The 15,197-nt window shown below is 53.0% G+C and carries 15 protein-coding genes and 3 pseudogenes; 8 read left to right on the forward strand and 10 right to left on the reverse strand.

Annotated elements, in window-relative coordinates; translation table 11 throughout:
* Positions 1 to 194: 194 nt before the first annotated feature.
* Both ACZ9A3_RS14945 and ACZ9A3_RS14950 read right to left on the reverse strand, forming a co-directional pair.
* Entirely contained in the window at positions 195 to 1,124 is a 930-nt protein-coding gene (locus ACZ9A3_RS14945) for a hypothetical protein (RefSeq protein WP_414867353.1), read from the reverse strand.
* A 170-nt stretch (positions 1,125 to 1,294) separates the two neighbouring features.
* The gene (locus ACZ9A3_RS14950; RefSeq protein ID WP_414867352.1) at positions 1,295 to 3,094 is read right to left on the reverse strand and encodes a GmrSD restriction endonuclease domain-containing protein; all 1,800 of its coding nucleotides are present in this window, start codon (positions 3,092 to 3,094) and stop codon (positions 1,295 to 1,297) included.
* 429 nt (positions 3,095 to 3,523) lie between these two features.
* Between ACZ9A3_RS14950 and ACZ9A3_RS14955 the strand changes: the two genes are divergently transcribed.
* From ACZ9A3_RS14955 to ACZ9A3_RS14965, 3 genes are read left to right on the forward strand one after another with little or no spacing between them, the layout of a single operon-like run.
* On the forward strand, positions 3,524 to 3,757 hold the full coding sequence (locus ACZ9A3_RS14955) for a helix-turn-helix domain-containing protein (protein ID WP_476253338.1): 234 nt from the start codon (positions 3,524 to 3,526) through the stop codon (positions 3,755 to 3,757).
* Between the two features lie 24 nt (positions 3,758 to 3,781).
* Positions 3,782 to 4,513, forward strand: a complete 732-nt coding sequence (locus ACZ9A3_RS14960; RefSeq protein WP_476252865.1) for a hypothetical protein — start codon at positions 3,782 to 3,784, stop codon at positions 4,511 to 4,513.
* The gene (locus ACZ9A3_RS14965; protein ID WP_476252866.1) at positions 4,498 to 5,181 is read left to right on the forward strand and encodes an SOS response-associated peptidase; all 684 of its coding nucleotides are present in this window, start codon (positions 4,498 to 4,500) and stop codon (positions 5,179 to 5,181) included. Before ACZ9A3_RS14960 ends, ACZ9A3_RS14965 begins: the two co-directional genes overlap by 16 nt.
* A gap of 487 nt (positions 5,182 to 5,668) precedes the next feature.
* On the opposite strand, the gene ACZ9A3_RS14970 is transcribed toward ACZ9A3_RS14965, so the two are convergent.
* The 4 genes and pseudogenes from ACZ9A3_RS14970 to ACZ9A3_RS14985 form a co-directional block, all read right to left on the reverse strand.
* Positions 5,669 to 6,463, reverse strand: a complete 795-nt coding sequence (locus ACZ9A3_RS14970) for a DNA adenine methylase (RefSeq protein ID WP_476252867.1) — start codon at positions 6,461 to 6,463, stop codon at positions 5,669 to 5,671.
* A 155-nt stretch (positions 6,464 to 6,618) separates the two neighbouring features.
* Positions 6,619 to 7,131 carry a lysis system spanin subunit gene (locus ACZ9A3_RS14975; protein WP_476252868.1) on the reverse strand — a complete coding sequence of 171 codons (513 nt, stop codon included), beginning with the start codon at positions 7,129 to 7,131 and terminating at the stop codon, positions 6,619 to 6,621.
* Entirely contained in the window at positions 7,128 to 7,592 is a 465-nt protein-coding gene (locus ACZ9A3_RS14980; RefSeq protein WP_476252869.1) for a glycoside hydrolase family 19 protein, read from the reverse strand. The genes ACZ9A3_RS14975 and ACZ9A3_RS14980 overlap by 4 nt, the downstream gene beginning before the upstream one ends.
* A 14-nt stretch (positions 7,593 to 7,606) precedes the next feature.
* Positions 7,607 to 8,329 (reverse strand): annotated as a pseudogene (locus ACZ9A3_RS14985) (contractile injection system protein, VgrG/Pvc8 family); the annotation flags it as partial.
* A gap of 80 nt (positions 8,330 to 8,409) precedes the next feature.
* On the opposite strand from ACZ9A3_RS14985, the gene ACZ9A3_RS14990 reads away from it, so the two are divergent.
* Entirely contained in the window at positions 8,410 to 9,204 is a 795-nt protein-coding gene (locus ACZ9A3_RS14990) for a DUF6602 domain-containing protein (protein ID WP_476252870.1), read from the forward strand.
* Positions 9,205 to 9,207: 3 nt separating this feature from the next.
* Here ACZ9A3_RS14990 and ACZ9A3_RS14995 read toward each other — a convergent pair.
* Together ACZ9A3_RS14995 and ACZ9A3_RS15000 are read right to left on the reverse strand one after the other, a co-directional pair.
* A pseudogene (locus ACZ9A3_RS14995) lies at positions 9,208 to 9,354 on the reverse strand (tail protein X); the annotation flags it as partial.
* A 16-nt stretch (positions 9,355 to 9,370) separates the two neighbouring features.
* Positions 9,371 to 10,420, reverse strand: a pseudogene (locus ACZ9A3_RS15000) (primase-helicase family protein); the annotation flags it as partial.
* A 321-nt stretch (positions 10,421 to 10,741) separates the two neighbouring features.
* On the opposite strand from ACZ9A3_RS15000, the gene ACZ9A3_RS15005 reads away from it, so the two are divergent.
* The 4 genes from ACZ9A3_RS15005 to ACZ9A3_RS15020 all read left to right on the forward strand — a co-directional run bounded on the left by ACZ9A3_RS15005 (position 10,742) and on the right by ACZ9A3_RS15020 (position 12,236).
* Entirely contained in the window at positions 10,742 to 10,987 is a 246-nt protein-coding gene (locus tag ACZ9A3_RS15005) for a pyocin activator PrtN family protein (protein WP_476252871.1), read from the forward strand.
* 85 nt (positions 10,988 to 11,072) lie between these two features.
* Positions 11,073 to 11,570 (forward strand): hypothetical protein, encoded by a 498-nt coding sequence (locus ACZ9A3_RS15010; RefSeq protein ID WP_476252872.1) that lies wholly within the window; start codon positions 11,073 to 11,075, stop codon positions 11,568 to 11,570.
* Entirely contained in the window at positions 11,567 to 11,830 is a 264-nt protein-coding gene (locus ACZ9A3_RS15015) for an AAA family ATPase (RefSeq protein ID WP_476252873.1), read from the forward strand. The genes ACZ9A3_RS15010 and ACZ9A3_RS15015 overlap by 4 nt, the downstream gene beginning before the upstream one ends.
* A gap of 145 nt (positions 11,831 to 11,975) precedes the next feature.
* Positions 11,976 to 12,236 carry a pyocin activator PrtN family protein gene (locus tag ACZ9A3_RS15020; RefSeq protein ID WP_476252874.1) on the forward strand — a complete coding sequence of 87 codons (261 nt, stop codon included), beginning with the start codon at positions 11,976 to 11,978 and terminating at the stop codon, positions 12,234 to 12,236.
* 66 nt (positions 12,237 to 12,302) lie between these two features.
* On the opposite strand, the gene ACZ9A3_RS15025 is transcribed toward ACZ9A3_RS15020, so the two are convergent.
* Together ACZ9A3_RS15025 and ACZ9A3_RS15030 are read right to left on the reverse strand one after the other, a co-directional pair.
* Complete coding sequence (locus ACZ9A3_RS15025; protein ID WP_476252875.1) at positions 12,303 to 13,964, reverse strand: ATP-dependent nuclease; 1,662 nt, start codon at positions 13,962 to 13,964, stop codon at positions 12,303 to 12,305.
* Positions 13,965 to 13,970: 6 nt separating this feature from the next.
* Positions 13,971 to 15,104 carry a site-specific integrase gene (locus ACZ9A3_RS15030; RefSeq protein ID WP_476252876.1) on the reverse strand — a complete coding sequence of 378 codons (1,134 nt, stop codon included), beginning with the start codon at positions 15,102 to 15,104 and terminating at the stop codon, positions 13,971 to 13,973.
* Positions 15,105 to 15,197: the final 93 nt, after the last annotated feature.

The following is a 15,197-nucleotide window of genomic DNA, read 5'->3' on the forward strand; positions in this document are numbered from 1 at the left end:
CTGGACTTTCACGCCGAAAACTTAACACTCGTACCATTTTTGTACCATTCGATTCAACATTCACCTTTTCGGTCAACCATGACACCGAATTTTCTGCTCTTAAAAACCAAGGAAGTGCTGCCACGCCTGTCACAGCTACCCTCTAACAACCGCCAGCATGCATTCCTGAAAGGCGCGACTCCAGCAGCGTCTGACTACTTGCACCACCATCTCCACCAGCGATGACGCTGGTGTTCCTCAACATACCCCCCCTCCCAGCCCTTATAATTTTCTTGCGGAGGACAAAGCCCTTTCTTGTCTACCTCAACAAAATTGAATTCAACAATCCCCACAGGCTCCCCGGAGATTTTTTTCAATTCCTTCTTCAGGATCTTACCATGCTGACTCAGATGCTCGCATAACCTTCGAGAGTAATAAACAACATCATCACCATACAAGGATATCGCCGCCACAACACTACTAAAATGCTGGTGATGACCGTCTTTCGCGGCCAGTCCAAAATACACATCCGGATATGAAAATCCGGGAGGAATTTCTTTTCTCTCAAATTTGTCCAGATACACATTTCTGAGATTTATAGCCTCATGCAGTAAACCACTTGACTCAACTAGAGCTACAATAGCTCGCAGAGCAGGTGTCGAGCCCTGTTGAAGTATAAGAGGCTGGAGCTGATCCACTGGTGTTGGCAACTCAGGAAAGCGCTGCAAATTGAAATTGATAAGTATTTCGCCACTAACAGGCGGCGACTCAAGAGCCTTTAAGTATTTATCACGCTCTGCTTCATACCTGTCCTTTGCAGGACCGATATACTCCACCTGTGCCGACAAGACAGATTCGAAGATTGCATGACTCAAAATAATTCCGGCATTTACAACTCGAATTTCAGTAGCTAATTCATCACGCCGCTTTCCATTTTTGGCTGATCGCTGTGCGGCCCACGCACCTGCAAACGCACCAACCAATGCTCCAAAAACGGTAATAAAAAATGACGACCCATTCAGGTCCGCTATCCACCTGGATCCATCCAATATAGACGGCGCCGTCGCCCAGAAGACGCCTGACACCGGCTCCCACAGATTCCCCACCGCCATTGTTCGACCTCCATCCATCAGCTTGCGGCGCATAGCCATCGATCATTGTGCTGGGGTATTAGTTGGTACATACCTGGACCAACACCGCCGCCCTTAAATCTCTCCCGCGACACATCGGATTGCGGCTCCAGTATGCCTCGACCCGTAGACCTGCGCCCCGGCTCGGCCATGTACCAATTTTAGCCATCGAATGCGTTTATTTTTTAGTTAGCATCTCCCTGAGGGAAGCGAGCGAAAAGCGTATGGAACTGCTCCGGGGGGACCTCCGAGAGGTTGCTGCCGTGCCTCACAAAATATTGTCGATCATATATAGAAGGAACAGGACCAGACTCGATTTTTAAGATTATCAGTGTCTTATCGAAATAGCGGACGGTCGTTATATTCCGAGCAATATAATCTTTGTCTCGCTCACTAATTGGCTGAGATTTAATCAGCTGAGTTACCTTAGTAAAATACGCGTCAACCCCCTGATGGTATTCGTTTGCCTCCGCGTCGACGCCAGTGATCCAAAAACTAGAGTAGCTATTGCCCTTGACACCATAGCGCTTCTCGAAGGAGTTTGCAGTTTTCAACGTATCCGCAATACCTATGATGCAATAGCCAGTTGCATTTCGCATTGTGTTGGCCATAGCAGTCAAAGTTTTTATTATTTTGGAAAGCAAGGCAGTATCAAACTTCTTACCGGCGAGCGAATGAAGCCCCAACTTGAAGTCATACAGGCTCTGCTCAGTAGTAGACTGCATTAGAATATTCTCTAATCGCGTAATCCACTGCTGATGCGTGGGGTCGTTTCCTTTTGTTTTTGAAAAATGTTTTCTTAATGGACCTTCCAAAGCCTCGATAGCTGATTGCTTTTCCCTAGCGGACCAATTCCCACCACCCTGGCTAAGCTTTATAATTCTATCGCCAGCTTTATCCAGAGCCTTCACCAGTCCAGGCATGTTGGTAATTTCCTTACCTTGCTCTACAACCTGCTCAAAAATTGCGAGATATACAATTTGGAAATAGCGCGAAATTTTTGGCTGCTGCTTCTCGAACAGCAAGGAATTGAAAGTTTTTCCGGAAGCTTCTAAAATCGATATGATTATATCAAAGACTTTTTGGACATTTGATATGACTTGATCTTCATTGATTTTTTGGATGGCGAGCTCAACCTGTTGAGCAAGGTTTGTGTCGCCATCTTCAGCTTCGAAGCCATACAGCTGGTTGAGAATATCAGAGCTGGAGCGAAGACTCTTGCCTATGCTAGTCCATGCAACGATGTCTGCGATAATCTCTTCGTCGTTAGACTCCCGCAGAGACTCCCTAGTAATGATGTTATTCCTAATCCAAAAAACATCATCCACGTTGATTCCGTAAGTTAAGTTTTTACTCGTAATACTTATGTTTTTCATGGCACTTAAATTTAGAATATCGTTAGCACTTGAGTCTCCCCGAATGCTGCTAGCGATCTTCCGTACAATTGATGCAAACTTACTTGTCGCACCGGCCTGCCTCAACTCCTGCTTGGATAAATGCCGACCATTGGCGTTTAACCTACGAAACACCTCATCAACATGACTCGCCCCTTTTTCCTGGAACACGGATAAAGGGACTTGATATCTCGCAATATTCGCGCAGACCTCTCGATCCATCGGAGTTCCTTGCTGAACTAGCTTCTCTTCATCTTTAAGGAGCTTAGTATCTGCAATAGAATCCAAGTTAAAGAATTCATTATTTACATCAAACTCTTGCTCAATGAAGGACATGATTGCGTTTAGACGCTGCATTCCATCAATGATCTCCAGCCTTCTTGTATCATTACTAACTATGTCCGCCAACAAGATAAGAGGAACCGGATACCCCTTTATTATCGAGTCTATGAATGCTCGCTTTTCGTCTAACGTCCACACCAGCTTTCGCTGATATCGCCTATTTACCAGAAACGTGTTCTTCAAATAATACCCATAAAGGCTTTGAATACTTTCACCTTTGATGGAAAGTTCCACATTAGCTTTTGTCATATTTAGTTTCTTCAACCGGTAGATGGCGTAGGCCTAATTGATAGATGAAAACTAGTATCACAATGACATGATTTCCACGTCAGGGTAAACCCTGGTTTCGTCTGAGACCTTTCCGATCTTGGACCCGCTGAAGAATTTTCATGCACGCCTGCGTCTCGCAGAGAGCGGACGCCTGGCGAGAGCCCGCTGCAGCGCAACGCCCGCTCACATACCCCGGCGCAGCAGTGCCTACCATTTTTTGCGTGGACTTTCCCCAAGCCCCATACTGTACAAAAATACAGCATGGTGAGAGCACCAATGCCTGCAGGCGGAGACGACATTCAACCCATTCGATTGGCTCTGGATGAAACACAGAAACCAACCATGGAATGGCTTATGGAAAACCTGCCACTGGGCTTTCGCAGTGACCACTGCGCCGAAGCACGCACGATGCTTGGCTGGAGCATTGAAGCTTTGGCATTCCGTTCGGGCGTATCACCTGGAGCGATTAGGCGTCTGGAGGATGGGGCCGGGCTGCGCCGCGTCACGATGCAGGCCCTCGCCTACTCCCAGGAGGCAGAAGGATTGTTCTTCCTTCCAGGCCACCAACCAATGAAGGGAGATAATTTAAGGGGAGCTACACCGTGCCCCAGGACCAGGGATGACTTTCATTTGATCGAATGATCTTCACCCAGGGGCAATCACCCAGTGAACAAGAAGCCACCGAGCAAGCCAGAAGCCCTGGCTCGCTGGAACGGATCGTTGCGCAACGAGCACCTCAGGCTGAGCAACCCCGAGGTCTACCTGCAGGTCATGCGAATGGCCACCGCCGATCTGCAGGCTCTAGACCTGTTCGACCCGATGGAACTGCACGATCTATGTGAACAAGCCCACGCAGCCTACAGCGCCGCCCTAGAAGAGCAGTTCGCCCATGACCTGTACTGCAGAGCATCCAGCTACAACGTTGTGCCGGTGGGTAGGCACCGGCGAATCGGCTGCATCCGCCAGGGCAACTACTATGAGAAGAACCGAACGGAGGCATTCAGTTGCGACGGCATGGTGATCCAAGAGCCGGATCGCCTTCGAGTCGTGCTGCGCACTTCAGGTGAGCTGGGGGTTATCCAGGGACTGCAGCTCGTTGGTACCGACGGCAGGGTCTACCGCCTGGTTGAGACCGCGAGGATGATTGAAGGCAAGATGCTGCAGGGTGCTGGTGACCCTGATGCATACCGGCTACTGATTGATTTGGCGCAGGAAGCGTTTGAGGAGAAAGAGTGGTCGCGATACCGCCTATTGCGGGACCGGGTGAGGTACTCGCCGTTTAAATGTTGTCCGGCGTGCTGTGATTCGTTCGCTCAGCGCGAAGACTGTGAGACCTGCCATGGGCAGGGATTTGTAGTTGCGGATAACTTAGGAGAGCCGGGATGTGCGGAAGACTGAGCCAGTACCGTGGCATTCATGACTTCGTAGACGCCTTGAGCATGAGCCACCCGCTGGCCAACTCCGTCGGCGAGCAGCCACTCGGTCGATACAATGTTGCCCCAACCACCCGCGTTGCTTTGCTGCGGCTGGATGATGGTGTGCTTCATGCCGATCTGGTGCGCTGGGGTTGGCGGCCACACTGGGCAAAGGACCGAGCAGCGCCGATCAATGCTCGAGTAGAGACAGTAGCCCACGGCCCCTTCTTCCGATCGATCTGGCCGCACCGGGCTATCGTGCCAATCGACAACTGGTTCGAATGGGTCGATGAAGGTGGACCGAAAAAACAGCCCTACCTGATCAGAAGAAAGGATGGCCGCCCTTCCCTGTGCGCAGGTATCGGCCAGTTCGGCGCCGAGCCGAATGAGCATGATGGCTTCGTGATCATCACTGCAGACAGCGTAGGCGGGATGGTCGACGTGCATGACCGCCGACCTGTAGTCCTGGCACCGGATCTGGCCAGGGAGTGGCTTGCTCCGACCACATCTAAAGAACAGGCCGAGCAAATGGCCCTGAACCTGGGCGAGTCCTCAGAGGCATTCGAGTGGTTTCGGGTTGGCGCCTCCGTAGGTAACGTTCGAAACCAAGGAGCAGGCTTGATTACCCCGAGGGTCGAGAATAGCGGCTGACGCACGAATTCGAGGTTGCGCGCAACGGGTGAAATTTCACTAAGCTCAACTCCAATACGGATATTAAAAGGGTATCTAATAAACACCCTTAGGACATTAAACAAACACTCTTTAGATATCTTTAGATATTTAGTGCTAACGATAGATATCAAAAGATATCTAGAATCTTTCTAAACCAAACAACCTACACAGCCTACTTAGGCTACCCAGCCCACCTAACTTAAGCAGACCAATAATTCCCCCTAAAATCCACCCCTTGACAACGGCGGGCTGCGGCTTAGCGGCCCGCCCCCAGAAAGTTTCCTGAAGAGCATTGACAGCCCGACCTAAACTTATATTTAATCGCCAAGCCATTTAAGGAAAACCACAGCCGACGCCCAATAACGCGCCGGACGGCCAAACTCATCCCGGAGAATTATATGACCTTTCAACTCATTTTGATCTTGGCAATCGAACTCATCCGATTGATCCGGATGCTGGTGATTGGTTAGAACAGACCGCCAAGTGCAGAGGGCATCCAGTTCATGATGACCAGCTCCCTCGTAACCTCAGCCTTGCCTTGCCGCTGGTTGGCCGTGGTGTACCTGATATTTAGGGTTTCAAAATGAAAGCCCTCGAAAGCACGCCGGATGTCCGGATGGTCGTTGATACTGACCATCACCTTGCCCTTGCACCGCCGCATGAACTCGGCCATCCGCTCGTAGTTGTCGAACGGAAAGTCGACCCCGTACCCGGCGGTCTGCCAGTACGGCGGGTCCATGTAGTGGAAGGTGTGGGCTCGATCGTAGCGCTCGGCGCATTCCAGCCAGGAGAGGTTCTCCACGTAGGTACCGGCCAGCCGTTGCCACGCGGCCGACAGGTTCTCCTCGATGCGCAGCAGGTTGATGGCCGGACCGGTTGTCGCGGTACCGAATGTCTGGCCCGTGACCTTACCGCCGAAGGCATGCTGCTGCAGGTAGAAGAACCGGGCGGCACGCTGGATATCAGTGAGGGTTTCGGGCCGGGTCATCTTCTGCCATTCGAAAATCTGGCGCGAGCTGAGGGCCCATTTGAACTGGCGGACGAACTCTTCAAGGTGGTTCTGCACCACCCGGTAAAGCGTCACCAGGTCGCCGTTGAGGTCGTTGAGCACCTCCACCGGGGCGGGCTGCGGACGCATGAAGAACAGCGCAGCACCACCGGCGAAGACCTCGACGTAGCATTCGTGAGGGGGAAAGAGTGGGATAAGGCGGTCGGCCAGGCGGCGTTTGCCGCCCATCCAGGGAATGATTGGAGTCGTCATTTGATAGCAAGTCTTTACTGTATGGATAAACAGGTGATAGGCTCGCCGCGCTTTGTGCACGGAGCAGGAGCCTCGGCTGGACTTGCAGGAAGGGTCTGCGGGTTCGGTGGGCCAGGTGGATGTTGACGCATCCACGTGGCCCGCTCCTTTTCACTTCAGCGCGTGATAGCGCGCACGTAGGCCTGACAGGCCTTGAGGGCGATCAATCCTTTGTCGCCTCGATCGGTGATGCTGATAATTCGTTGAGCATGTCTTGGGTCAAGGTTGGCTCGAACGGCGCCATGAACCACGCCGGTGCAGCTGGTGGTGGCTGGCACCCCACAGTCACTACCCTGGGTGGTGTCGAGTAGGACTGACAACCGCAGATCAGCAGTAGCAAGGCGGTCACGCAAGCGAGCCTGAGTTTGTTGGGCATCGAGCAGCTCCTGGTAACGGGTTTGATCACTCGCCTGCAGGCGATCCTCCAGCGCCCGGCGCTGGGTTTGTTCCTGGCCGAGCTGATTGATCGCGGCGGTCGCGGCGTCTTCTCGCTCCCTCTGATGGTCAGTGTTCTGCAGGGCCAGCGCCTTCTCGTAGCTGTTTGCCTGCCAGACCCAGGCAGCACCGCCGCCCAGGGCAAGCCCCAGCAGCAGCGCCAGGGCCAGCAGTTGCCAATTCAGGCCCTTCACTGCAGTACCTTCAAGGCGCGCTCATACAGCTCCTCGCGATCCGCCAGACCGTTGGTACCGCCGTTGATTTTCTTGGTGATGGCGAGAAAGTCGCCCTTATCGGCCAGGGAGTTGAGCCCCGCCCGCTGCCAGAACCAGCCCGCCGACATCGCGGCATAGACAGGCTGCTCAAGCAGCTCAGGGGTGTTGAGCAATCGGCTGTCGCCGAACAGCGCTTCACTGCAGGCCTGATAGTTGGCACGCCCGGTGACCTGAATCAGCCCTCGGCCGCGATACTTCTGGCCGTCGCCGTCAGCCTCAGGCGTGTTGCCCAGGCGCTGGGCCAGCCTGCCGGTGTCGTACTTCGCCAGGTAGGTGTCACCGCCCAGCTCACGGACATAGCGCAGCTGGCCAGACTCGTGGCCGATCTGGGCAATGAACGCGGCCATGCGCAGGCGGGTGATGATGGCGTACTTGCCCATGGTGGCATTGAGGCCACCGGCGGTAGGCCGTCCGGTGCCTCGTCGTTGCCCAGCTCGACCACCCTCAGCGCCCCGCTCTTCTTGTCTTGATGCTTGGCTTGCACCGCCTTCTGGGTCGACTTGTCCCCCAGGCGGAACTGGTAGCGGCTGACGTCATGACGGGTGATGGTGACCGTGCCGAGGGCCTTGCCGTTCGCGCTTTGCCCGGCCTGTCGCGGCAACACCAGTAACTTGCCGTCGCCGACCTTGGCGGTGCAGTCGTACTGCTTGGCCAGGCGGGTGATGAAGTTGAAGTCAGACTCATTGAACTGGTCAACGCGGGGCACCTTGGTGGTCACCGGGCAAACCGGTTGCCAGCCGTTGCGTGCCGCCACGTCAGAAACAATCTGTTGCAGCGGCACGTCTTCCCAGCTGCCGCTGCGCGTGGTCTTGCCGCTACCGCGCATGTCGCTGGCCTTGCCGCGTATGACCAGGGAATCGGGCGGGCCGGACAGCTCGACCTCATCCACGGTGTAACGCCCCAAGCGGGCCAGGGGTTGACCTGCATAGCCCAGGAAGACCTCGATGTGTGCGCCCCGCGAAGGCAGCGCCACGCCCTGATCGCGGTCATCGATGCGCAACTCGAACTCATCCGACTCCATGCCGGGCTTGTCCGAGGTGCGAAGCATTAGCAGCCGATCATTGATAATTTTCGTGATATCTTTGCCGTCTGCAATCACTTTGAATATAGGCCGCATTCCACTCACCTTTAATAAGCACTCATAAACACATAATTAAACCAACAAACTCATAGGATTTGAGAATGCTATCAGCCCACATGAGCGCCATCGAAGACAGAATTCTAGCCAGCTCTAAAATAAGCGGAAACAGCGGCCACGGATTGCATAAGGGCACGCCGCGCGAGGCTTTCATAAGAGAGTTTTTGGAAACTCACCTTCCCTCAACTTTCGCGATTGGAACTGGCGAGATAATTGACTCCTCCTCTGCCCCTAGAGAGCCAAGAAACCAATTTGACTTGGTCATATACCGAAAGGACTACCCCACGCTTGACCTTGGAGGCGGCATCAATGCATTTTTAGTTGAGTCGGTGATAGCAACTATAGAAATCAAATCAACACTTGACGCAAGCGGTGTTGAGCAGGCAGTCAATGCAGCGCGAAACGCGAAAAAGCTAAAGCCGAACCTATTAAAATTTAGTCAAGTCGGTTATGCACTACCGAGCATTTTAAATTTCGTCGTAGCCTACGACGGACCGGCGAAGATCGAAACAGTTTACAATTGGCTTACCGCCACCCATAGCAAGCTACACATACAACCTCCAAAGGTAACATTTCCCGTTCGGACAAAAACCCCTTCTCCTTCCATTGACGGAATTTTTATCCTAAAAAAAGGATACTTACATTTCGACAACATCCCTGACACCTTAACTCCTCTTGAACTTAGAGCCTCCAACCCGCATTCAAGCTGGGTTTCTATAAACTCCGAGGACGGCACACTGTTGTACTTTTTCTTCCTCCTAACGAATGTATGCATACATAGCGCAAGCTTCGCAATTAATGCAGCAAAATACTTGAAAAAAATCCCAACAGATAAATTCCAGTTACTTCCTTAGCCTTCAATCCCAGAGCCGCATTAGTGCCTCGGTCGAAGTCGGCAGATCCGGCAGCAGGATCTGCACACCGGCGCGGTAGGGTTGCGGCTCGTCGGCCAACCCCTGGTTGGCATTGAGCACCGCCTCGACCGCGCCATTGAGGTGGCCGTATCAGCGTCTCTTCAGGTAGCTTGCGGCTTTGCCAGGCGTTGAAGCTGCCCTCCAGCTGCGTCTGCCCGACGGTCGCCGCGTATTGGCCATACAGCTGGCCGAACACATCAGCAAACAGCAAACTCTTGCCGGAACCCTCCATGATCGAATGCATCAAGACGGCGGTGTCCATCTTGGCTCCCATGTGCTGAAGCGGGTATGCAAGCCACTTGACCAGCCAATCCTGCGCCTTGTTGTCATGGTTGCAGAGAAATGAGATCAACCACCGCAGGTTCTCGCACGCGGCGTCATCACGCACCGGCTCCAGGGGCAGCCCATCGAAGGTGTTGATGTAAACATTCGGGTCCTTGCGCATGGTCGGGTCGAACACAATGTGGTCGACGTCCACCACTCGCCGATCCTGGCTGTTCAACCACCACTTATATTCCTCGCCCAGGGCCATCTTCACAGCGCCTTCAGCTATGCGCCGTTTCTTCTCGCGGTCCCAGACGTCCTTTGTGCCGTCGATGTACACGTAGCGCTCGATAGGGTCCATCTTCAACGCGGCGCCTTTTTTGGCCGACAGACGCCGTGCCTGGTCGAGCTCTTGGACCTTCTCCGACGCGATCAACTTCTTGTCAGTCCGCTCCATCCACTCCTTCGCGAGCGGCTTACCAACCAAGGCTTCGAAGCCAGTCCGCTTCATCGGCTTACCCTTGTCGAAGTCCCACACATTGGTGGTGCCCTCGACCAGGGCGAACCGCCGCATCGCTACGTCGATGTCCAAAGCATCACCCCCCGCGCCCCCTTGGCCTGAGGAGCCGGCCGGGCTGGCTGCCTCGCTATCCAATGCTTCGTGGGCCACACCTTCGTCCTGTTCAGTTGCGTCAGCACCGGCTGGCAGACTCGCGGGCTCATTTACCGATGGGGCACGGGGAAGCTCGCCGAGGGGCGGCGGGGCTGGTGGACGCGACTTAACATCCAATCCTAGGGCCTTCGCAGCCGCCCTGGTCGCAGCCCGCTGGTCACCGTCGTGCATCAGGATGCAGAAAACGTCGAAAGCGTCGTTCTTGTGACCATTGGCAACCCTCCCCCGCAGGCTGGCCACCAAGTGCCAGTCCTTACGCGACTTTCTGCAAGACCTGGCCAATGGCCGAGCCGACTCTGGCGCCCAGTCCGAAGAAGCACTCACCCTTCTGGAAGCACAAGAGAGCGTCGACGAGGTTCTGCAGGTCGGCCAGATCGCCTACGTCATCACCACCCTCAACCGGGAGCTTCCCCTCGGCGCGGTTGTAACCAACGGCCTGGGAGAGGTGTGCGCAGCTGTCACGGGCGCAAGCAAAGAGCAGCTAGCGGCAGCAGTGCGAGCAAAGCTCCAGCTCGGCCATGAGGGGATCGGGGAGTGCGCATGAGCACGCTGGAACAACTGCGCAGCGAGTGGACCACCCCCTGCCCAACGCTGACCGCTGTGAGGGAGCGCTACTTCCCTCACATCGGCTCAGACCGGCGGTTTAGGGAGCTAATCAACAAAGGCGAGATCAAGTTGCGGCTGAACAAGCTGCACAACTCCGCAAAGGCACAGCACGTGGTTTACCTGCACAACCTAGCTGACTACCTCGACCTACAGGCTCAACAAGCTACGCGATCCGCTTGAACCAGGCGGCCCCGGCCAACAGGGGCTCTCAGCCCGCCACCGACTCTCACCTTGCCCGGTGGCAGGCTACTTAGGAGCACAGCACATGCAACAGCAACACTACATCCTGGCCCTCGCAGCTCTCTGGCTGTTCACCCTTGCATTCCTGCCTTTCCTTTTCGCAAAAGCCCGGACTCGCGCATTCGAAAGCGGAAGAGCGGCAGGGCTTGAAGCCCGCGACGCAATCAACTCTCAGCAAATCGCGTCGATACGCATCGAGCGAGACGAGCTGGCCATCCAGCTTGAAGCCGAACAACGAAAGCACCTCACCATCAAAGCCGCTCTCCAAGGCAGGGTCAAAGAGCTTGAAGACCGGATCATGTCCTACACCGACATGCCGGTGACCAGGGCTGACCACGACCTGCTAACCAAAACCGCCAACACTCTGAAGCTGGCTGCCCGCACCTGGAAGGCCCTGCATGTCGCCCCTCAAACCCAACACGCTACTGACCAGCAACGCTACATCGAAGAGCTCGCCGCCCGGGTACATGCCCAGTTGCGTATCACCCCGGCTAAACCAGCGGGTGCGGGAGAAGCAGCATGACTACTACCACCAAAGCCACGCCCTTCAGCTGTCTTGTTCACGGCCCACAGGGTTGCGGAAAGACCTCCAACGCACGAACCATTGCAAAGGCCCTTGGCCTCAGCAACGTACTGGACAACTGGCAAGCGGGGGCGCCCGTGCCGCTGCTGGACACTCTTGTATTGACCAACGTAGACAATCCTCGGTGGTACTTCAGCGGTCGGGTCATGACGCTCGACCAGGCGATGCAGATCACCGCGCAGCGAGGTACCTCGGCATGATGCCTCGCAAGCAAATTCTCAAGCACTTTCACATGTACTGTGACTTGGGCGGCGGCGTCAAAGGGTTCAACCGCGCCAAGCCGGTGGTGGGTATCTGGGTACGACAGGTAGCGGTGGGACTTAGTTTTTCGCTGCAGGTGATACTATGAATACAGTTTTTTTGCTAATGGCCCAGTACAATGGGAGCGCGATAATACCTCTGCAAAAGGTTTGCGAGGACTACTTCACACACCTGACACCAGAAATGCTCCAGCGCAAAGTTTTATCCGGGCAAATAAAAATCCCTATAACCCGTCTAGAACATAGCCAAAAAAGCGCAAAAGGCATACATGTTAACGACCTTGCAGAATACTTGGAGTACCAACGGAGCATTGCTTTAAAAGAGCATCAAAGCCTGAACAAATAGCTCTTACCTAGCCAGGAAATCAACCAAGCTATTTCCTGGCTCCTATCTTGGGCGTCCTTTACACCCTCAACTATTCCAGACCATGAGTGTTTCGATGATCTTTGGGATTTCCTCATCCAATTCAGACCTAAAGCTAAGGTTAGCTTTACTAAAATGCTCACAATATTTAACAGCCCAGTGATGTTTATTGGCAAACTGAGATGCCTTTGACAACCTGTGCGCTTTTAGATAATCCTGAATGTAATCATACTCACCGATTTGAGGTAGCGCAAACGCCCCGTGTACCGCCTCAAAGGACTCTCTCGGAATATAGTTCTCTATCTCCTTACATCGTGTAACCCAAACATGCCCCCGACCTACAGAAACCGCTGAAAGAAGCTCGGTAACCCTATTCTTCAGCTTGCCATTTTTGTTCCGTCTATCACTATCGCATGCAAATATAAAATTCCTATTAATCTTAATAGCACTGATCGCCTCCCCCAGTTCAGCCTCATCAGTATTTGCGTTAACGTGTGCCAGAACGCTCCCCCCATAGTATATAAATTGATAATGATGCCCCTCCTTGTAGGCACCCTCCCCCCAAATTTCTATAAACTTATTGAGATAAACTCGATCCGAAGGACCCTCTACCCATATAATCCCATTAGCCTGAAGAATATCACTTGCCTTAGCCCCTAAATCGTCTAAAACAGAATACCCATGACTTAAATCATCCAACAGGACACCAAGCACTTCATCTTCATTTTTTTTGACATGAAGTATTTGCGCATCCGGCTCACTGTAAAAGTAATCAATAGCAACTTGAGAGTGCGTAGTAAGAAATATATGACAGTTATTCTCACGAGCATATCCAAGCAAAAATGAGAACAAATTCCTTTGCAAAGACGGGTGCAAATTGTTCTCCAACTCCTCAAATGAGAAGACATATGAAGCAATATCTTTTCGTTCAAAGTCTGGACGCACCAACAGGTTAAGCAGCGTAAGAATTATAGTTTTCAGACCACTGCCAGAAGCAGAAAGGGCAACCAATCCCTTACCATGTTCCCCTAGATACACTTCCCACTCATTAGTATTTGAGTGATACTGAACCGCGATTTCAGTAAACACTGTATCAGGAGTAAAAATAACGTTAAGCGCAGTAAGCAACTTCACTTGAATTAGATCTCGATTAAGATCCGACCTATTTATATAACTTTGTATTACATTTGTAGCGCCCACACCATTACTTTTAAGATTCAATTCAGAAACATGCTGCTCTTTTACTAAATCCCTATCCGCATCAAGCCGTACATGCTGGTAAGTTTTTTTCGCCTGAGCGACCACGTTAGACAGTTTCGATTTTTCACCAGGTATTAGCGCCCGTCCGCGCCCCAGGGCGTCAAGGACCTCGACATTACCACCCGTTTCTTTCCAGACAATCTTTGCACCTAAAAAACTTGCCCCATGATCCGACCAATGGTTTCCAGGCAGAGACCCACCCCCCATACTTGAAGGAAACTGAGATCTCAACTGATCTTCAGCAAAACACCCCCTCAACTCTACATTTTTTCCTATTTCAAAATCTGTGCCTCGTTCTCTAAACACATGCTGCACCGCCTCAATTATGCTTGACTTACCTATATTATTTTTTCCCACAATTACATTTAAATATTTAATACTTTCAAATCCCGCACCGACCTCCTTGAAGCCTCTAAAGTTTCTAACCCAAAACCCAGTATCTATAGCCACGACTTATCACCTTCCTTTGTATTTCAACCTAGCCCCAAAAGTCACATCCGACCCCACCACCCACTTCAACCACTTCCAATCAAAATACAAATCCCCTCTGCCCTTCAAATGCGTATACCGTCTCAGCGAGTTCCAATCCCTATGACCTGAAACACTTGCGACGCGCGGTATATCCCAATCCATTTCAAATAATCGACTAACTCCTTCGTGACGTAAATCGTGGAAGTGTAGGTCTGCGATCAATAGAAATTTACACGCCCTAGTCCACGCAGCAGATATTGAGTCACTGTTGTAGGGGAAAATCTCATCACATTCCCTTGGCATACTCTGAAGAATCGCCCACGCCTCATCGGGCAGATGACACCACACATCGTTACCTATCTTCTGCCCTGGGTTCTTCATATCCCGAACCTTCACAGCCTGCCGCTCTTCATCCAGATCAGCCCAACGGATTCGCGTGATCTCCTCCTGACGGCGCGTCGAGAACAGGGCGAAGGCAAGCACCTTTGGCATGTTGATCGACGATGGCCGACGCTTCTGCATCTCGAAGAAATGCTCAAGCAGCCTGTCCAGCTCATCCATCGCCGGCCGACGATCACGCTCACGGCTTTTCATGTTGTAGCCGAGCTTCTTCAGCACGGTACGGGCATCACTCATGGCATGAGGTTCCACCTCATACCCCCAAGCAGGCCGAGCCACCGATAGCACTGACCCGAGGTGCGCGAGATCATTTCCAGCCGTCTGCGGCTGTACAGCGCCACCCTCGGGGCTCATGCGCCACAAAGCGTAGTCGACCAGGATCTGGCTGTTAATAGCAGAGTCCATTACCTCACCGAAGTGGCTGGCAGCAATGGCAAGCAAAGTTGCCTTCTTGGTTTTCCCAAGCGGCCGGACCTTGGCGCCTTCGACCAGGTAGCGGTCAATCATCTCGCGAACGGTGTGCCCCTTGCGGTTTGCCCGGTCGATGGCACCAGGTTCAGCGAGCTCTGTCTCTCGTCGCTTTGCCCACGCCTGGGCAGCCTGCTTGCGGGCGAATGTCTGGCACTCTTGGTAGACTAGGACACCCTTGTTTTTAAGACGGATCTGGACGGTGTAGCTGACCGTTCCGTCGGCCTTTTTTCGTGCTCTGATCGTTGCCATAGATTCCGGTGGTACAAAGGAGATTGTCGGTGGTACATCGTACCACCGGGGTACAAAAAACGCCTTAAAACGCCCAGAAATGGTACAAAACAC

The sequence above is a fragment of the Pseudomonas sp. TE4620 genome (genome assembly GCF_056279045.1).